The organism is Peribacillus phoenicis, from assembly GCF_047238085.1.
Lineage (GTDB): Bacteria > Bacillota > Bacilli > Bacillales > DSM-1321 > Peribacillus.
In genome coordinates this window covers 554,186-576,260 of sequence record NZ_JBDFMF010000001.1, presented here as the reverse complement: position 1 = coordinate 576,260, position 22,075 = coordinate 554,186, and the positions used below count along the sequence as shown (strand labels likewise).

At 42.0% G+C, this 22,075-nt stretch carries 16 protein-coding genes and 1 pseudogene; 7 read left to right on the top strand and 10 right to left on the bottom strand.

The window, feature by feature from the left end; translation table 11 throughout:
- The first annotated feature begins 115 nt into the window (after window positions 1-115).
- A complete protein-coding gene (locus ABC374_RS02915) occupies window positions 116-2,416 on the top strand; it encodes an immunoglobulin-like domain-containing protein (RefSeq protein WP_413015809.1) in 2,301 nt (766 codons plus the stop codon).
- Window positions 2,417-2,837: 421 nt separating this feature from the next.
- Here ABC374_RS02915 and pbp4 read toward each other — a convergent pair whose 3' ends face one another.
- Window positions 2,838-4,871, bottom strand: a complete 2,034-nt coding sequence (gene pbp4, locus ABC374_RS02910; RefSeq protein ID WP_413015807.1) for a penicillin-binding protein PBP4(5) — start codon at window positions 4,869-4,871, stop codon at window positions 2,838-2,840.
- A gap of 184 nt (window positions 4,872-5,055) precedes the next feature.
- On the opposite strand from pbp4, the gene ABC374_RS02905 reads away from it, so the two are divergent.
- Window positions 5,056-5,748, top strand: coding sequence for an FHA domain-containing protein (locus tag ABC374_RS02905; protein ID WP_413015805.1), 693 nt, complete (start codon window positions 5,056-5,058; stop codon window positions 5,746-5,748).
- Window positions 5,749-5,846: 98 nt separating this feature from the next.
- Here the strand turns inward: ABC374_RS02905 and ABC374_RS02900 are convergent, their stop codons facing one another.
- Window positions 5,847-7,607, bottom strand: coding sequence for a hypothetical protein (locus ABC374_RS02900; RefSeq protein WP_413015803.1), 1,761 nt, complete (start codon window positions 7,605-7,607; stop codon window positions 5,847-5,849).
- A gap of 244 nt (window positions 7,608-7,851) precedes the next feature.
- Here ABC374_RS02900 and ABC374_RS02895 point away from each other — a divergent pair, with 244 nt between their 5' ends.
- Entirely contained in the window at window positions 7,852-9,240 is a 1,389-nt protein-coding gene (locus ABC374_RS02895) for a hypothetical protein (RefSeq protein ID WP_413015801.1), read from the top strand.
- Window positions 9,241-9,612: 372 nt separating this feature from the next.
- On the opposite strand, the gene ABC374_RS02890 is transcribed toward ABC374_RS02895, so the two are convergent.
- Both ABC374_RS02890 and ABC374_RS02885 read right to left on the bottom strand, forming a co-directional pair.
- Entirely contained in the window at window positions 9,613-10,578 is a 966-nt protein-coding gene (locus ABC374_RS02890) for a quinone oxidoreductase family protein (RefSeq protein ID WP_350302799.1), read from the bottom strand.
- A 116-nt stretch (window positions 10,579-10,694) separates the two neighbouring features.
- On the bottom strand, window positions 10,695-10,841 hold the full coding sequence (locus ABC374_RS02885; protein WP_100298038.1) for a hypothetical protein: 147 nt from the start codon (window positions 10,839-10,841) through the stop codon (window positions 10,695-10,697).
- Window positions 10,842-11,011: 170 nt separating this feature from the next.
- Here ABC374_RS02885 and ABC374_RS02880 point away from each other — a divergent pair.
- Window positions 11,012-11,537: pseudogene (locus ABC374_RS02880) on the top strand (GNAT family N-acetyltransferase).
- A 907-nt stretch (window positions 11,538-12,444) separates the two neighbouring features.
- On the opposite strand, the gene ABC374_RS02875 reads toward ABC374_RS02880, so the two are convergent.
- Together ABC374_RS02875 and ABC374_RS02870 are read right to left on the bottom strand one after the other, a co-directional pair.
- Window positions 12,445-13,272, bottom strand: coding sequence for an STAS domain-containing protein (locus ABC374_RS02875; RefSeq protein ID WP_413015799.1), 828 nt, complete (start codon window positions 13,270-13,272; stop codon window positions 12,445-12,447).
- A gap of 126 nt (window positions 13,273-13,398) precedes the next feature.
- Complete coding sequence (locus tag ABC374_RS02870; protein ID WP_413015797.1) at window positions 13,399-13,830, bottom strand: Lrp/AsnC family transcriptional regulator; 432 nt, start codon at window positions 13,828-13,830, stop codon at window positions 13,399-13,401.
- Window positions 13,831-13,979: 149 nt separating this feature from the next.
- Here ABC374_RS02870 and ABC374_RS02865 point away from each other — a divergent pair, with 149 nt between their 5' ends.
- Entirely contained in the window at window positions 13,980-14,564 is a 585-nt protein-coding gene (locus ABC374_RS02865) for a DJ-1/PfpI family protein (protein WP_350301447.1), read from the top strand.
- 187 nt (window positions 14,565-14,751) lie between these two features.
- Here the strand turns inward: ABC374_RS02865 and ABC374_RS02860 are convergent, their stop codons facing one another.
- From ABC374_RS02860 to ABC374_RS02850, 3 genes are all read right to left on the bottom strand, one after another.
- Window positions 14,752-16,734, bottom strand: a complete 1,983-nt coding sequence (locus tag ABC374_RS02860) for a hydantoinase B/oxoprolinase family protein (protein WP_413015795.1) — start codon at window positions 16,732-16,734, stop codon at window positions 14,752-14,754.
- 16 nt (window positions 16,735-16,750) lie between these two features.
- Window positions 16,751-18,790 carry a hydantoinase/oxoprolinase family protein gene (locus ABC374_RS02855; RefSeq protein WP_413015793.1) on the bottom strand — a complete coding sequence of 680 codons (2,040 nt, stop codon included), beginning with the start codon at window positions 18,788-18,790 and terminating at the stop codon, window positions 16,751-16,753.
- Window positions 18,791-19,248: 458 nt separating this feature from the next.
- Window positions 19,249-19,419 carry a hypothetical protein gene (locus ABC374_RS02850; RefSeq protein ID WP_155726503.1) on the bottom strand — a complete coding sequence of 57 codons (171 nt, stop codon included), beginning with the start codon at window positions 19,417-19,419 and terminating at the stop codon, window positions 19,249-19,251.
- 321 nt (window positions 19,420-19,740) lie between these two features.
- On the opposite strand from ABC374_RS02850, the gene ABC374_RS02845 reads away from it, so the two are divergent.
- Both ABC374_RS02845 and ABC374_RS02840 read left to right on the top strand, forming a co-directional pair.
- Window positions 19,741-20,172, top strand: a complete 432-nt coding sequence (locus ABC374_RS02845) for a helical membrane plugin domain-containing protein (RefSeq protein WP_101224421.1) — start codon at window positions 19,741-19,743, stop codon at window positions 20,170-20,172.
- Window positions 20,173-20,211: 39 nt separating this feature from the next.
- The gene (locus ABC374_RS02840) at window positions 20,212-21,393 is read left to right on the top strand and encodes an NAD(P)/FAD-dependent oxidoreductase (protein WP_413015790.1); all 1,182 of its coding nucleotides are present in this window, start codon (window positions 20,212-20,214) and stop codon (window positions 21,391-21,393) included.
- Between the two features lie 196 nt (window positions 21,394-21,589).
- On the opposite strand, the gene ABC374_RS02835 is transcribed toward ABC374_RS02840, so the two are convergent.
- Window positions 21,590-21,991, bottom strand: a complete 402-nt coding sequence (locus tag ABC374_RS02835) for a hypothetical protein (protein ID WP_413015788.1) — start codon at window positions 21,989-21,991, stop codon at window positions 21,590-21,592.
- Window positions 21,992-22,075 lie beyond the last annotated feature (84 nt).

The window sequence follows — 22,075 nt, the reverse complement described above, 5'->3', positions numbered from 1 at the left end:
AATTCTTTAATATAATTTATCACCTCTTAATTTAACAATGGTGGTATAATTTAGAAGGTTTATAATTCATTAGTACCAGTAGATATATAATACATTTGGATTAGGAGAGAGAAATATGAAAGAAAAAACACAAAATTGTTTCATTGCTATTTGTTTAATATTAATTTGTTTATCTGTACCTAGTGTAACATTTGGAGCTTCGGATACAGTTGCACCTGCCATTTCTGGTGCTGTTAATAAAACGGTAAATATCAATTCTTCTTTTAACGCTTTATCCGGCGTTACTGCGAAGGACAATGTGGATGGAAATATCACGAAAAACATTAAAGTTTCTGGCACTGTTAATACGAAAAAAGCTGGAAACTATAAACTCTCTTATTCCGTTTCGGACAAAGCTAAAAATAAAACCGCAGTTACCCGCACCGTTACTGTGAAAAAGGATACCGTTAAACCTTCTATTTCCGGCGCCTCTAATAAAACGGTGTATATTAATTCTTCTTTTAATACTTTATCCGGCGTTACTGCGAAGGATAATGTGGATGGGAATATCACGAAAAATATTAAAGTTTCTGGCACTGTTAATACGAAAAAAGCTGGAAACTATAAACTCTCTTATTCCGTTTCGGACAAGGCTAAAAATAAAACCACGGTTACCCGTACGATTACTGTGAAGAAAGATACCGTTAAACCTTCTATTTCAGGCGCATTAAATAAAACGGTGTATACTAATTCTTCTTTTAACGCTTTATCCGGTGTTACTGCAAAGGATAATGTGGATGGGAATATCAGCAAAAATATTAAAGTTTCTGGCACTGTAAATATGAAAAAGGCTGGAAACTATAAGCTCTCTTATTCCGTTTCGGACAAGGCTAAAAATAAAACCACGGTTACCCGTACGATTACTGTGAAGAAAGATACCGTTAAACCTTCTATTTCAGGCGCCTCTAATAAAACAGTAAATATCAATTCTTCTTTTAGCGCTTTATCCGGTGTTACTGCGAAGGATAATGTCGACGGAAATATTACGAAAAATATTAAGGTTTCTGGCACTGTTAATATGAAAAAGGCTGGAAACTACAAACTAATCTATACTGTTTCAGACAAAGCTAAAAATACACAGACTGTTACGCGTACGATTACAATCCTAGATAATATCAAACCGAAATTATCGAATATTAAAGATATTCAAATCAAATTAGGTGAAAAATTTATTGCTTTAGAGGGTATTTCTGCTTCTGACAATAATGACGGAGATATTACTTCTGCCATTAAAGTTGATGGTTCAGTTAATGTCAAAAAAGCTGGATCCTATGTTTTAAAGTATTCGGTGACAGATAAATCAGGAAATACTGTTTCTACCAATCGTACCGTAACAGTGATTGATACACTTAAACCTGTTTTATCCGGCATTCAAGACATTCAACTTAATTTTGGGGAAAGCTTTAACGCTCTAGATGATATTTCCGCTTCTGACAATAGTGACGGAGATATTACTTCTGCCATTAAAGTTGATGGTTCGGTTAATGTTAATAAAGCTGGAACTTATGTTTTAATCTATTCAGTTACCGATCAATCCGGAAATACTGTAACCGCCAATCGTGTAGTAACAGTTGTTGATACGATTAAACCTATAATTATTGGTGCTGCTGATACAATGATAGGATTACATTCACAATTTAATTTATTAGATGACGTTTCTGCTTCAGATAATAACGATGGTGATCTAACTGCTAAAATTGAAACTAGTGGTTCAGTAGATTCAGAGACTGAAGGAAATTACTTAGTAACATATAAAGTAACTGACGCGGCTGGAAATACTGCAGAGATAAGTCGAACAATCACTGTTCAAAAAATAGCTGTAACTGGTGTCTCAATCACTGCTCCTACTTCTATGAAAACAGGAGTGAGCCAACAAGTAGCGGCTATAATCTCCCCAAAGAATGCTACTAATCAACAAATAAGTTGGCATAGCTCTGATGAAACAGTGGCTTCGATAGATGAAAATGGAGTATTAAAAACTTTATCGGAAGGGAAAGTAACTATCACTGCAACTGTTGACGGGGTTAGCACTTCTAAAACTTTAACAATATCGGATCGTCCTAACTTGTATTTATATAAATCCGGCTCAGCTACTATAAACAATTTAATTAAGAGCTTATCAATTAACATATACAATTATGAGTCAAACGAAAGTGTGTTTATAGAGAAGGTCGAAATTTTTGAAAATGATTCTCTGTATTCAACATACACTGCAGAAAAACTTGAAAATTCAGGGATTAACACTACTATTGCTCCTTATTCTAGCTGGGGTATGACCCTTAATTTCAAGGTTGGTATTTGGGCAAATCAAAGTAAGGTAGTAGTGACTATAAGAACCGAAAATGATAAATCGTATCAATATTCTATAGATATTTAACAATATAGGAAATTTACAAAAAGGTATATTGAAGATTCAGAGGTAGGGAAATTTACCCTACTTCTTTTTTCTTATTTTATTTAAATTGGATTAGTTTAGTCATATTTATACGTGTGAACAAATTAATAAAGAAACTTATTCACTAATGCTAAGGCTCACCGTAAATTATTCTCAAAAAAAGCCCGCCATTGATACGGCAGGCTTTTTTCATCTCTTCTTACTATTCCGTCCTCCACCCATTCAAGGGTAGTCTTAATTCAATAAAGTCAGGCTGATAAAGGCAATTCCAAATATACAGTACAGAATGAGTGTAAAGGGATGGGGAAAAATAATATATACTATCATACTAATGATCATCAGCAGGATGCTGAAGGCACTTATTTTATCTCTCCACATACTCACCTATGGTCAACTCCTTTTTCTATTGCTTTTCAGCGGCAAGGTAATCATCCAGGACAGGCTTCATTTTGTCTGTCACATAATGGCTGCCGCCGCGATTTTTCACGTCTTCGACAATCGCTGTAAGCAATATGGATGGGGAATCCGCATCAAAGATGACGGCAAAACCATTCTCTGATCCATCTTCACCCTTTTTACTTTTCAGTTCGGCGGTGCCTGTCTTTGCGCCAAGGACCGCTTTCGTGGTTTTAAGGTTATGGGCGGTTCCGCTTTCCCGCTCCACCACTTGTATCAATGCCTCTTTTACGGTATTGGCAACGTCACTTGAAATGACGGATTTGCGTGGTTGTGCTTTTTCATCTGCCAGCAATACAGGCATCACCATATTCCCGCCGTTTACGAATGGCGTGAAGGCCGTTCCTAAATGAACCGGGGACATCAGGACCTCCCCTTGTCCATATGCGGAGTCTGCAAGCAACACTTCATTGTTGATCCCTTTATTGGAAAGCTGGCTCTTTTTCAAATATATAGGCAGCTTATAGTCTTCCTTGAATCCAAATTCAATGGCATGTTCTTCAAATTTTTCGGCACCCATTTCCAAGGCTTCCTGTGCGAAATAAATATTATCGGAATAGGCGAGGGCATCGACCATATCAACCGAAGGAGCATCCTTTACGCGAGTTACGTAGTATCCGCCCCAGCTGTTGTCCTTCTTCCACTGCAATCCGGTAATTTCCCGTTTCTTCTCAGGAAACGTCGTGCCTACAGTCAGCCCGACGGCAGCCGTTATGGCCTTAAAGGTCGAACCCGGGGCATACAGGCTTGAGAATCTGTTTAAGAAGGGAAGCTTCGGATTTTCGCTGTACGACTTCCACTGCTCATCCGTCATGCCGCCAACCATCAAATTCGGGTCGATGGAAGGATAGCTGACCAATGCAAGCATTTCCCCAGTCAAAGGATGCATGGCCGTCACTGCCCCGGCATCTTTTTTCATCGTTTCATAAATTTCGCTTTGCAGTGCCGAATCGATGGTCAGATTGATATTTTCCCCATCTACGGCTTCCACTTCTTTGATGATGCTTTTCTGCTTGCCCGTTTCGCTCTTTATATGGATAATTCCGCCTTTTTTCCCTCTTAATCGTTTCTCATACACTTCTTCCAGGCCGGCTTTCCCGATATAGTCCCCTTCGTTATACACATGATCGGTATCCTTTTCCAAATCCTCGCCCGTCACTTCCTTCACATAACCAATCAGATGTGCACTGCTTTCCTTTTCCGGATAGTACCTGGTTTTTCCGGTTTGGAAGGTGACTCCAGGAAGGTCTTTGCCGGTGATGCTTTCCGGTTTGAAATCTACCGGCATAGTGGCAATCGGTACGAAGCTGTCTTTTGTCACCCATTTTTTATCAAGCGCCTTATTGAAGGTTTCTTCAGGAATATCGAAAGCGCTGCTTAGCTTTTTGATGCTTGCTTCTTTGGAATTTCCCAGCTCACCTGGAATGATTCCCATATCATACACATCGGCATTAACAGCGAGCGGATTTCCATTCCGGTCACGGATTTCCCCTCGCTTCGGCAAATATGTCTGCACGCTGACTTTATCGCCCTTCTCCATTCCCGGTAAGATCAAGGAAGGATTCCACTTCACCTTCCACGCCTCCCCTTCTTCCGTATCCACTTTAGTGAAGGCAGTCTGATAGGAGGCCAGGATTTCACCAAGAAATGTATGGATTTTCACTTTAAAGCTGCCTTCATATGCTTCGATATCTTCATCGTAGAGCAGCTCCTTGGATAAAACCGTGATGGTTGAAGCCTCCATCCCTGAAAAGATGGCATCATATTTATCTGTAAAACTTTGTTTGTCATAATCATATTCTTCGAGTTCCCCTTCGGAAATGGCGTGTAGCATCGCGTCATAATCCTGCTCGGAGAATTGTTTTACATAGTCATCGAATACTTCTTCAGGTGTCGCCTTGTCGGCTTTGAGGAAACGCCATAGAAAAAATCCTCCCACTATCAAAGCGAATATCAGCAAAAATAGAGTTACTTTCTTCATCCGTCAATCCTCTTTCTTATAATGGCTGTGTGCCTAATTTGTATTTTTTTCATTTTTCGTTAGTAAGTAAGCGTCTGATAATTTATAATTATAAAATTGAACCCACTAAACAGCCATGTAGCCAAAATGATAAATCCATGACAATAATCTAAAAATTCTGACTTTTAAAGGGGGGATGAAGTGAATGTTCCATAAAACTTTCAAGGTTGTATTGAGAACCTTGCACAAAGGCCAAACCGAGGAATTCGCCTATGTATTCGAAGGGAAGAGCCTGCTGATCGGGCGTGCCAGCCAGCACTCCAAAGCTGATTTCAAGCTTTACAATGACTTTGTTTCCAGGGAACATTGCCGGATTTATATGGAGGAAGGACAGCTCCTCATTGAGGATTTGGCAAGCAAACATGGTACCTCCGTGAACCAGATGCCGCTCGTACCGGGCAATCCCTGTCACATTGAACCGGGGGATTCGATTACTTTAGTCAATGGATTGATTGAATTCATGATCTCCATCGACAACGACTTAACAATGGATTTCACGCCGGTGAACCCCGAGTTACAGCAAACCGTCGCTATCAATGAGCACCTTCAGACCGTGATCATCAATGAAGAAGCACCCATTAAAATGCCGACAAAGGAATTCAATTGCTTTAAGCTGCTTTATGAGAATTTGGACAACCTTATTTCAAAGGAAGAAATTGTCCAGCAAGTATGGCCAGAGAGAGTCGGTGATCCAGAGCAAATTGTGACGGCAGAGGAAATCGCTTCACTTCTGTACCGGGTGCGGAAACGGATAAATGGGCACTTTGCAATAAAAGCCGTCATCCAAAAGGGATATTATATGGAATCCATCCTTTCGTTCAATCTATCGGACTTATAATGACAATCATTCAAAGACATGAAAAAAGCATTGCGGATAACAATGCTTTTTTCATGCTTATATTGGAGATGGCCAGTTTATATGTCCACGGTCCATTATCATTTCTTTGGCAAATCCAAATTAGTGAATTCATCGACTGGAACGATGTCTTCTTCCATATCCATCACCTTCAGCACAACCCTGTCTCCTACATTCGTCAACACAATATCAGATAGCGCATCGACACCAGGATCCACCGAGAACCTCTTGGCATTGCCTTCGACGATTAAATGGAAGACGTATCCATTTGAAAGATTGGCATCATTGATCCTTAATACCTTCCCTTTTATTTCTTTCATCTCAAAACCTTTTTGAGGCGTCACACCGCTGACTTTCCCTAAAGAGGCAATCAGCTTTTTATAATTACGGAAAGCTTCGTCTTTCGTTTTCCCAAAGACCACTTGGGGATTATCACTATTGGCGTAAACGATCGCCACACCTTGGAACTTGCTGCCCTTTGTAACCGGAATCACATAAGTGGGAGCACCGTAAATCGTATAGAAAATCCCATTAGTGGCTTTCCAGCCTGGGTACTTAGACAAAAACTCACTCGCATTGGCGTTGGATTTTGCTTCCTTTCCAGTCAGAACGGACGTGACGCCTTTATAGTACGTCATTTCACCTGTTTTGGCATTGAAAACACCATAACCTACAAGGGTTTTGGAGTTGCCTTTTGATTTAGCCCGGGTAAAGTCCACTACATAAATCAATTCGCCTTTTTCGTTAAACGTAACTTGCATATTATCCTCATTAGGAATCAGGACATCTTTCTTCGGCCCAATCAGGGACTGGTTTTTCCACCCGTGAACATATTTTCCCCAGTAGGTCCAATATTCCAGGGCTGTTTCCAGTGTGAATGTTCGATCTACCCATCCAGGTTCTTTTCCTTTTGGATAGTATTTCGTGTCCCCCGTTTCAGGATTCACCAATACCACCCCATCCACTACGGGACCGCTGCGGTATTTCAAATAACGTCCGACTGAAGCTACGAAGAAGGGCTTTCCATCTTCATTCGGTTCCAAATATGAATCATGGATGATTTTATTTGGATATGCCTTGCGGATCGTCCTTTCCAAATCATGATCGAGGTACTGTGAGGGAGCATAGAGCATCTTCCCTTTGACAGTACTTGCCCCTTTATCCGTCGCTACGGCGGAAATCAGATTATAACCTGGCGTGTATTCCGCTTTCCCGGCTTTCAAAAACCCATCCATTTCAATGGGTGATGTATAAGCCAATTCTTCATTGATATTGGTTAGACGGTATTCGCCTTCAGTGAAATATGATGCATTTTCTATTTTATTAATTGCTGCATCGCCTTTTGCGTCAGCCATTTTCACTGTAACGAGCGGCATGGTTTTTATATCTTGAACTTCTTCCAGCTCTTTTTTCTTATCGACCTTCGCCAATCCATGCAGATCTGCGGCAAAAGTGATCGGGTAAAACAGCATGATGACCCATGCTGCAATCAAAACGACACCTATCAAGCTGTTGAAATGTACGTTCCAAGGTGTTTTTTGCTGCTTTGCCCCTTCATTTCCCCTCCGATTCCGTCTGGTGCTTGAAGATTCACTGGCACTGTACATATACATTCTTGAATCGATGATGAGAATGAGCCCTAGAATAATGGCAAAACTCGAAAAGAATGCAGCGGCAGTAAGATCCAGCAGCATGATATCGATAACGAAAAACAATACGGCAGCAGAAACTAAAAGTCTCAGAACTTGTTCAATGAAAAAAGGTATATCCTTTTTGGTAATTGCGTTTATCCATCTCTGCGGAATCAAGGAAAGTCCCAGTATGGCAAATGGTATTTTCATTAAAATTCCTTTTAAGATGAAACCGAGTAGTGAAAGTATCATGGTTTTTATAAATCTCTCCTTGTCATGTATGTTCCCATTTACCCATTTTATCACTTTTGTACAACTAATTTACTATTTTTTAAATATATCGAAATAACGGCAAAAAACTTCCAATACAATTTACACCAACGATGCTACTTTTACCGATTTATTGTTTATATAGACTCTAGAAAAGGATGCATGCCAAAGGGGACGAAGCCTTATGATTTATGAAGAAACTTACCAATACCTATTAAGGAATGTATCTTCCACTGAATTCGATACGTGTTTGTATGCCTTGCTCCACAGTGACTGGGACGGGGTCATCCAGAGCCCGCTTCATATGATGGCCAGAGGAGTCGGAACGACAGAAAAATACTTAAGGCAGATCGTCAATAAATTCACCGCACCACAAGGATCATTAAAAAAAGTGTTTGTGCCCGTTCATCAAGGTGAAGACGTTTTATATAAGTTTAACCTTGGTCCTGCAAGTAATCTTGGCTATAACAGGAAGACGGACCGTTATTGCAAGAAATACCGTTTCTTATATAGCGATGCTTTCAAAACCTTAACGATTCATGGAAAACGGCTGCTGCTTATGGGTGCTTTCCGAATGTCCGTTTTGAAGTCTGAAGAAGTACTATTCGATTATAATGAAATCATTCCTGATTCAAGCTCGCTATTCACAAGGCAGCGCTTATTGGATGCAATCGATGCCATCCATGACGCTTTAGGCCATATCGTGACGATTTCATTTGCGAGCAGAGCTTTTTCAAAGAAAGAAGTTCTGGTGTTCACCTTTACCGAAGGCGTCTTGGAGCACTATAAGGAAAATAGGGCGGAACGGGCATTATTGCGGAGAACGATTTTTAACTCTGGCTACCTTGGGCATATCAATGATTCTGTATGCAGGGAATTGGAACGGGTCGGTAAATATATTTTCCGTTCCTTTCTGCAAGAAGCGACAAACATCTCCAATGATATCCAAAAGGAACTGCAGAAGTTAGCCCGTTTCGTCTATTCTCATTCTCTTAAGAAATTTGGCCAGGCGCTTCCTGCCAATAAGCAGTTGCTTCTTGCCCCAAAACAAGCCTCTGCTTATTTAAGCAAGATCATGTACAATGAAACATTGGAACAGATGGTCAAGTATGCCCACCAGGCAGAATCCATCAAAAGCCTGCTTGAACGCGTCCATTTTCATAGAAACATCTCAGAGAAAGCTCTTCGCCGGGTAGTGAATGATTTGGAAATGGCAAAACATATCGAGCCCATTCTCCATAAGTACCAGCAAGCAGACTTCATCCGCAATGTACTGAACGACTGGTGCGATACATGGCTCATTTCCCGTGTAAAGACAGTGACCGAAGATTTACGGGCAGAAGGAAAAAGGAAAAGTACCGATGATTGTAAGCAGGTTGCTGCCGAATATATGGCTCACATTAGAAACGATACATATGGCCAGTTGGATAGGCTGTTGACCTTGGTTCTTAAATTCGGCAATCATGCAGTGGCCCCGGCTGTCCGGAACTTTCCTCTCACAAAGAAAAAGGAAACCCTCCAATCTTATTTCGCGATTCAAAAGGAGCGTCTCGATCTTCTCTTCATTCCCTAATATGGCTATTCATAAGTTTTCCAAGAGAGAACGGATCCGTTCTCTTTTTTTTGCTTGTAACGAAAGCCTGTGAATTGAAGAATGACGATTGTTGTTTGGTGATTGGCCCATTGTGGATTTCTCCTCTGAATTCGTGTGTTGCATATGGATCTTGTAGATAAGCCAACTTGGTCATCAAGTTGTTTTGACAGCAAGCCATAACCCCTGTAAGGGCACGGGTATTTATTATGGAGTTATTCTAAGGGTCTTAGAATGGGTCTATATAAAGGAACTGAAAAATGTTCTGATCATCAGTATGAATAAGGGGTTGAATCTCGGCAGACCACCAAAAGAAATGGGCCCCCATTTAGAATGGAAAGCCCTCATGATTTGCTATGGTATTAATAATATTTTCCCCGAACTTTTCCGGCTTTCAAGAAGTCGATGTGCATCCGCCCCATTTTCCAACGAAAAAAGAGTCGGTTCTTTGATGAGGATTTCCCCTGACAGAATCCATTGGAATAGCTCTGCTGTTCTTCTTGTCCGTTCTTCATGGGTAGTCAGGACATTCCAAAGGTCACCCCCAATTAATGCCTTGGATGTATCCATTAACATTCTCGGGTCGATTTTTTCTGGATCACCGCCTGCCATCCCAAAAAATACGACAGTTCCTCCAGTCTTGGCCGCACTGAAACTATCCATCAAGGTTTGGCCCACTGATTCATAAACAACATCAACACCTTTACCGCCGGTTACATCCTTAATGGAATCCACCCAGTCCGATCCGTAAAGGAAAACATGATCCGCACCCATTTGCTTGGCAACAGCCGCTTTATCATTCGATGAGGTCAAGCCAATGACCTGACCGCCCTTCATCCTGATCATCTGTGTCAGTAATTGACCGACTCCCCCTGCAGCGGCATGGACCAGAATGGTTTCCCCTTGTTTAACCGGATGGCTGTCATGAGTTAAATATTGGGCAGTCAATCCTTGAAGTAAAACGGAAGCGGCCGTTTCAAAGGAAATGCCCTCAGGCAGCGGTAACAGTTTATCAGCTGGAACTGAAACCAGCTCCGCGTTTGCATGGGGAACATCAGCGAACCCGACACGATCTCCTGCTTTCACATGATGGACATCTTCCCCGACATATTCGATGACCCCTGCTCCCTCATACCCTAGAATGAATGGGGGATCACCCACCAAATGATAATTTCCTTTCCTTCTATATACATCAGCAAAATTCAATCCGATTGCTTTCATTCGAACGATCACGGCTGATTTTGAATGTTCAGGTTCTGCAATTTCCCTTACAGACAGAACTTCCGGCCCGCCGAAATCATCAAAGACAAGTGCTTTCATCATCCTAACTCCCTTCAATGGTTCTTCATTCTTTAAGATAAAGGATGAACCCTTTGATGGCAAGAAACACAAATGACCGCCCTGCCCTTAAAGGCTAGAGCGGTCACTAAGTTTAATCAATCTGTATTGGAGCCAGGACCGTTCTTTCGTTTATTCGCTGAGTATTCTTTACCGTGCGCTTCATGTTCTGCAATGATATCCGCTTTCGGAATATGGTTATTCTTTTTCGGTGAAGCGATACGGTTGCGGTGTTTTTTTCCCATGATCTATCTCCCCTTCATTAATGCTTTTTTTCATGTTGAACTGTTTAATGCATCTAATGTTAGCTTGTCCGATTACCACAGAAATTACCGAAAAAAAAGGCACTTCATAATAAAGGAAAAACCTTCGCGGAGCCCGAATGGATATAAAACTGATATAGGAGGAGAAAAAAATGTTTCCTTTATTGAACACGGAGAGGTTACGCTTACGGGAAATTCATGAAAGTGATGCGGAAGCTCTTTTCCAATGTTTATCAAAAGATGAAGTCACCCGCTTTTATGGCTAGGACTCATTGGAAAATGTCGAACAGGCGAAGGATATTGTAGCATCTTTTGCGAAAAACCACCGTGAAAAACGAGCGATACGATGGGGAATTGAAAGAAAAGATACCCAGGAATTGATTTGGCACCATCGGTTTTCATGCCCACAGTCCCAAATACAGACGAGCGGAAATCGGTTATGAAATTCATCCTGCACATTGGCGCAAAGGATTTGTGTCAGAAGCTCTTAAAGAAATTATCGCTTACGGTTTCAACGACCTTGATTTAACCCGCATCGGCGCGGTCGTTTTTCTTGAAAACCAGCCATCAAGTGAGCTCTTTCTTAAGCTGGGCTTCATCCAGGAAGGAATATTAAGGAGTTATATTTACCAAAACGGTATTCCTCATGATACATATGTCTATTCCTTACTGAAGTGAAACAAAAAAACCTCCATTGAGGAAATTCGCAAAATCCCTTCCGATAACTGGCTAGACTAGGCCCGCTTGATGCTTGCTTTGATGAGGGCTTTGCAAACAATCGGAGCGCGATTTAATGCTTGGACCGCAAGACAAATGCTCCGGAATCCGACTAAATGAAGTGGAGTCGAATAAATTTGTGAACGGTCCGAATAAACTGACGGGCAGGTCGAATAACTCCGGCAGCGGTCGAATAAACTGCCGGATAGGTCGAATAACTCCGGCAGCGGTCGAATAAACTGACGGGTAGGTCGAATAACTCCGGCAGCGGTCGAATATACTGCCGGGCAGGTCGAATAACTCCGGCAGCGGTCGAATATACTGCCGGGTAGGTCGAATAAACTGCCGGATAGGTCGAATAACTCCGGCAGCGGTCGAATATACTGCCGGGTAGGTCGAATAACTCCGGCAGCGGTCGAATATACTGCCGGGTAGGTCGAATAACTCCGGCAGCGGTCGAATATACTGCCGGATAGGTCGAATAACTCCGGCAGCGGTCGAATAAAGTCTCCGGCGAGATCAAATGGAATGTTTTTTTAGAAAAAACTGTAGGAAAACTGGATTTTCTTGAATTTATCAACAATTGGGGGTTCGGAATAGATTCACCCCGAACCATGATTAAAAAAATCGACACTCCTGCCGATAACTGGCTAGACGAGACCCTCTTGATGCTTGCTTTGATGAGGCTTGTCGGCAGTCGTCGGAAAGGGAGCTGATTTCTGGAACCAAGATTCAGTTCTGTTCGGAGCTTCCTTTCCCCATTCCATTTACTTATTTTAATAAGATAAAACCGCAAATAAACTTCCTTAATATTCCAAATTACCTACAAAAAAAAGTCAGCAAAACATGGCGACTCCCACTTCACGATTTAGGTAACTACAAGATAGTCCTTCAAAGCCTGTTGCAGTGTACCCTTTGTTTCTGCTTTATCGAGCTGAATCCCTGAACGGATCATTTTCGTAACAACCTCTGGGCGTAATCCAGTCACCACAGCTTTACACCCCATCATTGCCGTTCCATCGAGGATTTTCATCAAATCATCGATCATTTCAACTTCTATTTCGATGATACCGGACAAATCCAAGATCAATGTCTGTATCCGCAGTTTACCTATCTCCATCAATACTTTTTCTTCGATTATCTGTATTCGTGAATGATCGATTGTCCCGATTAACGGAAGGACACAGGTGGTGGAAGTAACGGGAATGATAGGGACGGATAGATTTTCCACCAAGTTTTGCTGAGCGAGAATCAATTTGTCTTTATAATCAGAGTAACTGACGAAAAAGGATTTAAGAAAAACATCAACACTTTCATTCACTCTTTTCTCTAATTCAAAAAAGACCTTGGAATCCTCAATAAACGCTTTCTTATCTTGTTCAAACTTATAAAGAAAGGTCCAAAGCGTTCTGCGAAGGGCTTGAATCCATTCCAGCTTGAATGAAAGCGTCAAGGAGTGGGTTGCCCACGTAACTCCCTCTTTTTCGGCAAATGCAATCATTTCCGTTTCATTCTGTTCCACTATATATCGAATGAGCTTATGTGCATTATTCAAAAGGTCGACATTTCCAATCAGTAAAATTTCTTCGATTTTATCCCTGACATTGACTGCTGCTGATAAAAGATATTCTTCAAACTCACTTTTATTCTGCAAAAGGAATTCCATTATTTTATCTTCGTCATAAACAAAACTCACTCTTCTCCACTCCCTTTTTGAATATCCAACTGTGATTTTTGTTACTATTTACTTTCTATATTGGTGGAGTTTTTTCCTGCTAATTGATCATATATTAAAAAGGTGGCAAGTAAATGGTTAAGCCGGTTACATCTCATCTCCTGAAAAAACATTTTTCAATGCGGAAGAGAATATCAGATGGGTGGACGATTTCCCATATTTAATGGCTTCATCAACGAAGTCTTCCAGCGTTTCCATGGAAAATGTACTTATTTTAATAAGATAACTGTATTGACCGGCTAACCGGTGGCATTCCAAAACTTCCGGATGGCTCAAGCTGAATTGATAAAAGTCTTTGCATCGATCCGTTTCGAATAATATGAATGCCGTTATGCTTCTATCAAGTTTTTCAAGGGATATTTCCGTTTTATAACCTTTTATCACTCCGCTTTCCTCTAATTTATTCACACGTTCTTTCGTTGCTGGAGCCGTTAAGGAAACTTCATGTGCCAGTTCTTTCATGGACATTCGACCATTAATCTCCAGTAAGGAAATTATTTTTTTATCCGTTCGATCCAATTCAATCACCCCTACTTTTTATTATTAACTGATTCCTTTCAAATACATTATAAAATAAATAGAAAAGGAATGATTACGTAATTAATCGTATGTATCAGGAAATTTGCTTTTTATATAATTAACACAATATATATAAGGGGGTTTCTGCTATGAAAAAAGTATTGCTGCTGCTATCCAATGGATTCGAAGCGGTTGAAGCGAGTGTGTTTACAGATGTATTGGGCTGGAATAAATTAGAGGGTGATGGTACCACTGATCTGGTTACCGTTGGACTACATGAACAATTGAAATGCACATGGAATTTCATCGTGAAGCCCGAATTGACTATCGATGAAGTGAACCTTGATGACTTCGATGCTTTGGCCATTCCAGGAGGTTTTGAAGAAGCCGGTTTCTATGAGGATGCCTATGATCAAAGGTTTCTTGATGTAATCAATTATTTTCATAATAAGAACAAAATCATAGCAACCATTTGTGTAGGTTCTCTCCCACTAGGAAAAAGCGGGATTTTGAACGGAAGAAAGGCCACTACGTACAACCATCCAACCAGTAAGAGACAGGGCCAGCTAAAAGATTATGGTGCGATTGTGGTGAATGAACCGATTGTCGTCACGGACAATATCATTACATCCTACAATCCTTCCACAGCATTCGATGTTGCCTTTACGCTCTTGGAAATGCTCACTTCAAAAGATAATTGTAAACATGTAAAGGAATTGATGGGTTTCCATTAAGAATGTCTTCGGAACCTATACAATTTGGATGGTGATTTCCGCTCCAGACACTCGCTTTCCGCAGGCATTCGGCGGAAAGGGAGCGGATTTCTGAAATCAACTGAACCTTTTTTAAAGGAAAAAACTGCAGGCAAACTCGTTTTCGACGAGTTCGTCTGCAGTCTAAGGTTCCCTAATGATTTTCACGTTACTTCCAATAAGCCAATGAACGGGTTTTCATGGATTCACGGAACTGTTTTGTTGATTCTGGCAGGACTTTATTCGTTGCATAATCGATGATGACACCATACTGGCGAATGACATCGAGACTATCTAGCTCGCCCTTGGCGAATTTATCTTCCACGGTTTGTATGTTTTCCTCAAGCCATTGTTTGCGGTTGTTTCTGATATAAGCCCTAGCTTGTTTCGTTGCTTCAAGATCTATTTCGAATAAATCGATATCTTTATCGATTTCCTTGATCACGACTCCATAATCTTTTTTAGCTCGCTCAATTGAAACATACTCATCGATAACATCTTCCAAAACATCTTCGGGACTTCTTTCAAGCGGATCTCCCAGTCCCCCGCCCCCAGCGGATGGACGCACAAAGGAATCCCCTTGCTGTACTTTTACATTTGAGAAAATCGCACCTAAATATCGTTCGTCTTCCTTGCCGGGATTCAGCCATGCTCCATGAGGGGAAGAAGGAAGCCCTCCAAAAATCCCCCATGTTATTGAACGGGAACGGTCACAGCAATAGGACATGACCGTGTTTTTGACATTGGTGAGTGTACCGCCCTTTTCTACACCGCAACCACCGCGGTATTTACCCGGTCCGGCAGAGTCGGTAATGATTTCATGCTTCATCGTCACGACTGGCGACAATCTCTCTTGTCCTTCGCATGGCTGTACGCTGAGTCCCAAACCGAATGTCGGCGAAGTGGCGTTCACACCGTCCCGATCATAGCGGCCTCCATGACCGCCTGCCATCCAGTCGTACCACATGAAGTATTTATCCTGCTCCTGGCGTTGATCCCAACCGCCGATAAGTAAATACTCCAGGTTAAATGAGCATGCGATCGCTCTTTCCGGCATGATGTTGGACCAGAGTTCGAAGCACGCACTCATGATTTTTTCATAGGCCCCTGAACAAAAACCGGTTACGGCAATCGGTGCCGGGGCATTGACTACGGAGTTTTCCGGCAGTTCGATTTTCACCACTCTGTAAAAGCCGGAGTTCAGGGGTATTTCAGGAAAGAATGTCTTGGTTCCTGAGTATGCCGCTGATAAAGATGCTCCGAAACCGGCATTCAAAAAGCAGCCGATATAAGAATGCGATCCAGAAAGATCATAAAGGATCTCGTCATCCGTGATGGTCATCTTAACTCGGATTGGAATCAGACCGTCTCCGGCTTCCGGGTCCATATCAATATAATCAACGGTCTCCCAGGTTCCATTCGGTAAAGCAGCAACCTTGGCCCTGGCCAGGCGCTCCACATAATTCTGCACTTCCGAAAAGGCGGACAAAGTCGTATCGATTCCATACTTCTCGATGATGGCAAACAACTGGCGCTCCCCTACTTTGGCCGCTTCCACTTGAGCACGCAAATCTCCGACACGTTCTTCAGGGACGCGCATGTTCAAAGCGAGCACATTGACCACATCTTTTAAAAATGTTCCTTTACTATAAATCCTAAGCGGCGGAATCCTTACCCCCTCGCCGAAATGTTCCTTGGCATTGATATCAAAGGAGCCAGGTGTCGATCCCCCCATGTCGGCCCAGTGTCCATTCGTCTGCATGAACGCAATGAGCTTGTTCTCATGGAAGACAGGCAAGAGGACCCGTGTGTCATTGAAATGAGTGCCGCCTCGATACGGGTCATTGACCAAGAATACGTCCCCAGGATGGATATCACCCTTGAAGTCCTCTATTACCGCCTTTGCCGTTAGATGCAATGTACCTACATGGACCGAAATATCCTGCGTCCCTTGCATGACTGTATTTCCTTCTGCATCACAAAGAGCACAGCTGAAATCCCGATTATAAATGACGAAGGAATAGCATGTCCGAAGGATTTGTTCCGCCATCTGATCTACAAGGTTAACGAAGCCATTTTTTATCACTTCAAATGTCACCGGATCTAAGCCTGTTCCAACTCCAGATTGGCCAACTAACTGTTTATTCGACAATGAAATCCACCTCTTTTTATTTATTTTGGGAAAGAATCAAGTTTCTGTATTTATCAACTTTTGCCGTGAAATTTGGTGGTATGACAGTCGTTGTATCAAGCTGATCCACTATGGCAGGGCCCGTGATTTCTGAAAAGGCCGGAATGAGTTCCCGGTTATAGACGTTCGTATTTACATATCCCTCTTCTTCAAAATAGACATCACGCGTTTCCTTCAAGGCATCTGCAAGTGTGCCTCCAGGTTCATAAGTCGGGAATTCAGGTTTTGGCACAGTTCCGATAGCCGTAACGAGCAGTCCGTAAATTTCCACGGTCTGTTCTTTATCGAAGAAAGAAAATTCGCGTTCATGCTCTTGATGGAAACGGTCAAGGGTCTCTTCCAAAGAAGAAATCGGGCAATCGACTTCTATCGCCAATGAACGCCACTGTCCCATATACCTCATGTCAATATATCTCATCAATGTGGAAGCTTCTTTAGCGACCCCTTCTTCTTGCAATAACTCCGCGGCCTCTTTTTCCATTCCGATGAATTCCTTCTCTAAATCCTTTAACGATACATCCTTGACGTTCTTGACATAGGTTTTTGAGATATCATGACGAACATCGACCAACAGGCATCCCATTGCGGCGGCTACACCCGGATGCGGCGGGATGATGACGGTCGGGATTTCCATTTCCTTGGCCAAGTACGCTCCATGCAAGGGCCCAGCCCCGCCGAAAGCCACAAGTGCAAAGTCGCGCGGGTCGTATCCCCGTCTGACTGAAATCAGCCTTAGGGCATCACACATATTGGCATTGGCCACCCGTGTGATGGCGTTCGCCGCTTCTTCAATCGTATAATCAAATTTCTTGGCGATCTTATCCACGACTTCAATCGCTTTTTGTTTATCCAGTTCCATTTGTCCATCCAATAGTTTGGTGCCAAGCCGTCCCAAGACAATATTGGCATCGGAATTGGTCGGTTCCACTCCGCCCCTGCTATAGCAAGCAGGTCCAGGAACCGCCCCTGCACTTTGAGGGCCATTGCGTAAAGAACCGCCTTCATCCACCCAAGCTAAACTTCCGCCTCCTGCTCCTATCGTCAAGATTTCAATGCTTGGGAACCCTATCGGATATCCATACTCGATATACCAATCTTTCGTAATTCGTAAATCACCTTCATGCATCAAGGAAATATCGGTGCTCGTTCCCCCCATATCCAGCCCAATGGCATTATTAAAGCCGCAAAGCTGGGCGATATGTTTACTGGCAATCGCACCTGCAGCGATGCCGGAGCTTGCAAGTCTTGCTGCATAACGGGGAACGGTTTGGGATGTCATTACCCCTCCGCCGGAGTGAAGCACTAATATGTCATCTTCATATCCCCGTTTAGTCATTTCACCTTCAAGGGTTTTAATATAGTTGCTGACAGTCGGTCCTAAAACCGCATTGACGATCGTCGTACTCATGCGCTCATGCTCAAAAATCTCAGGAAGGACTTCACTTGAAATGCATATATAAACATCCGGGAGTTCCTCCTGGATGATTCGTTTTACTTTCGCCTCATTGCTTCCATTTACATATGCGTTCATGAAGCAAACCGCAATGGATTCGGTACCGCGTCTTTTTAATTTCCTTGCCAGTGACCGTACTTCCTCTTCATTGATTTCCGTCAAGACATTCCCTGCAAAGTCGATGCGTTCTTCCACTTCAAAACGGTCTCTTCTTTGGATATACGGTTTGGCTACATCATCATATGTATCCCATAACTCAAGCTTGGTTCCTCGGCGGATTTCCGTTACATCCCGAAAGCCAGCGGATGTAATCAATGCTGTCTTTGGCAATTTCCTTTCAATCAAGGCATTGGTGCCCACTGTTGTGCCATGGGAAAAAACTTTAATATTTTCACAATCTATTTCCGCTTTCGCAATTCCATCCAAAATACCGATCTCTGGATTCAAAGGAGTCGACGACGTTTTCGTAATTGAAATTTCCTTCGTACTTTCATCAAAAACGAACACATCCGTAAAAGTTCCGCCTACATCAATTGCCAGCCTAGTATCCTTCGTACCTATCATATAACTCCCACCCCTGCTACAAGATTTAAAATACTTTGCCTTGCGCCCATTGCACCGATTAATAGAACTGTGTGAAAGAGTATCAGCCAGCCGCTGGATTTTCTTAGGCCAAAAACGGAACAAGATGAATGATGAAATAAAAAAACCAGTCATATCAATAAGAAATAATTGATATAACTGGTTTTTGATCTAGGTTTAGCTTCGCTGGGCGGCGAAGTCTATTAGATTCGACAGTTATTTATAGATTCATCTTTTAAGTCACCGAGTCCATTTTAGGCGATGGCAGAGTAGAATTTCTACTTGTTTACACCATGGCTATATACTTTATCTTACGTCAATTCATGATAAAGTCAAGTGTATTTTTAGAATATTTAAACAACTGTAGTTTGAGAAATAAGAGTGGGATTTATTACAAAAATAAGTAAGCATAACTGTTTCGCTATGCTTACACAATAATATTATTTATCAGGTGTTTCCGATGTGCCTTCCTCACTGTTTTTGAGGTAAACTTCAGAAATTCCATTCATACCTTCCAATAGTTGTGCTTTTGTATATTCCATACTGCCAACCAGTTTATGAAGCTTCTTATCATTATTCTCTTCTGTAAGTTTAGATTCTGAATCAGTCACATTTTTTCACCTCCATCATTTAGGATGGCAAATCAAGATGGAAATATGTATGACAGGCTTCGATGTTAGACACCCTCTTAAAGTTCATTTTAGGTAAATTCTGGGATACCCCATTAGAATCTGTACTTAAAATAAGCAGGAAAAGATTATTTTATGAATCTTTTTTAAAAAATCAGCTGTTTTCAAGCCACTAAAGGGATATACTATAGGATAGCATTTATTACATTTTTGTTAGTATTTTTTCTTGTCACACATTGTGTAATATTTTACAAGTTTTTCTATTTACCTCAACAAAATGCTTATTGCAAAGGAGAATTGGATATGTCAGAAACGATTACCCAATCACAAACTGAACAACTTAATGCCCGCCAAAAACAATTAGATGTACTGGACCAATTATTAAAGCCTGAGGTTCAGGAATCATTGAACACTTTAGTTGAGCAGTTACCAAAACTGACTGAGTTAGTGAATATTTTAACAAAGTCTTATGATTTCGCTCAATCGGTTGCGACTGATGATGTTTTGAAAAATGATACGGTAAGCGCCATTTCGGAGATCGCTACACCTGTAGTGGGCTCAGTGAAAGGGCTTGCGGCTAATGCCATTGAAGCTAAGGATCGTGCAGAAGCGAATACTGATGTGATCGGTCTTTTTGGTCTGTTAAGAATGATGAAAGATCCGCAAGCACAAAAGCTTTTCCGTTTCGCCCAAGCTTTTCTTGAAGTCTCTTCAGAACGTAAAAACCAAAAATAATTTGATAAACTTTCAATCAGTAAGGACGGGGGATTAACTATGTCAAAACAAATCGTCATCTTAGGTGCGGGTTACGCTGGATTGCTATCTGCCTTATCCGTACGTGAATATTACAAAAAAGATGAAGTGCAGGTTACAGTGGTGAACCAATTTCCAACGCACCAAATCATCACCGAATTGCACCGTCTTGCAGGCGGATCCATTTCCGAACAAGCCGTTTCCATTCCGTTGGAAAAGCTTTTCAAAGGAAAAGATATCGACCTTGTCATTTCCAAAGTGGAGTCTTTCTCAGTCGATAACAAAGAAGTGAAACTTGCCAATGGTTCCACTTTATCTTATGATGCCCTGGTTGTTGCTTTGGGAAGCCAAACAGGATTCTTCGGCATTCCGGGACTTGAGGAAAACAGCATGGTCTTGAAATCCGTAAATGATGCAAACAAGATCTACAAACATATCGAAGATCGCATTCGCGAATATGCACAAACAAATAATGAAGCGGACGCAACCATCGTAATCGGCGGCGGCGGATTGACGGGCGTTGAGCTAATCGGTGAAATCGTGGATCATTTCCCTAAAATCGCCAAAAAGTTCGGAGTGGACTTCAAGGACTTGAAAATCAAGCTTGTGGAAGCTGGTCCAAAAATCCTTCCAGTCCTGCCTGACCACTTAATCGAACGTGCGATGACAAGCCTGGAAGCACGCGGAGTTGAATTCTTGACAGGTCTGCCTGTAACCGGTGTTAAAGGCAATCAAATCGAATTGAAAGATGGTCAAACGATAACGGCCAATACGCTTGTTTGGACAGGCGGAGTTGCGGCTCTTCCTATCGTAGGCGAATCAGGCCTTGAAGTGGACCGCGGCAAAGCAACCGTTAATGAGTTCTTGCAATCCAAATCCCATAAAGACGTATTCGTCGTCGGGGACAGTGCCGTTGCTTTCCCTCCAGAAGGCGGCCGTCCATACGCTCCTACTGCTCAAAATGCTTGGCAAATGGGTGAGCTTGTTGGTTACAACCTATTTGCAGCCTTTGAAGGCAAGAAACTTGAAGCATTTTCACCTGTAAACTCAGGTACACTTGCGAGCCTTGGCCGTAAGGATGCGGTGGCAACGGTTGGGGCCAATAACACATCACTTAAAGGTCTTCCGGCTACATTGATGAAAGAAGCAAGTAATGTTCGCTATCTATCACACATCAAAGCCCTATTCAGCTTGGCTTATTAATTCATGATCGCCGTGACATGTTCACGGTACATGCCCTTTATTCCCATTTGGGAGTAAGGGGCATTTTTCATTTCAGAAAAGGCGGACACCCTAATTGAATTGTCCTGCCATAACTCTACATTACTATTTTACTCTCCGCCATTTTTATTAGCCCGTTTGTCGTTAACCAACGTTCAAGTTTGTACCATTCTGCATATCATGTAATTAACCTTATTAAAGGAGGGGTCTTTATGGCGAAAGGAAAAAAGGGAAAAAAAGGAAAATGCGGTTCATCTGGCAGCAGCAGCAGCTGTAGCTCATCCACTGGTAGCAAGTGCACTGGAAGTAAGTCCACTGGTAGCAAGTCCACTGGTAGCAAGTCCACTGGCTGCACATCCACTGGTAGCAAGTCCACTGGTAGCAAGTCCACTGGTAGCAAGTCCACTGGTAGCAAGTCCACTGGTAGCAAGTCCACTGGTAGCACATCCACTGGCTGCACATCCACTGGCAGCACATCCACTTGCAAAACATCTACTTGCAAAACATCTACTTCAAGTACTTCCACTGGATGTGGAAAGAAAAAAAGAAGAAGATAGTAGTTAATTCTTAGATGCTTCAACTTAATCAATCTCTGGTTGATTAAGTTGAATTTTTTCATACATTACATGTTTGCGCTTGACCTTAATACATCTTCAAGAAAGGA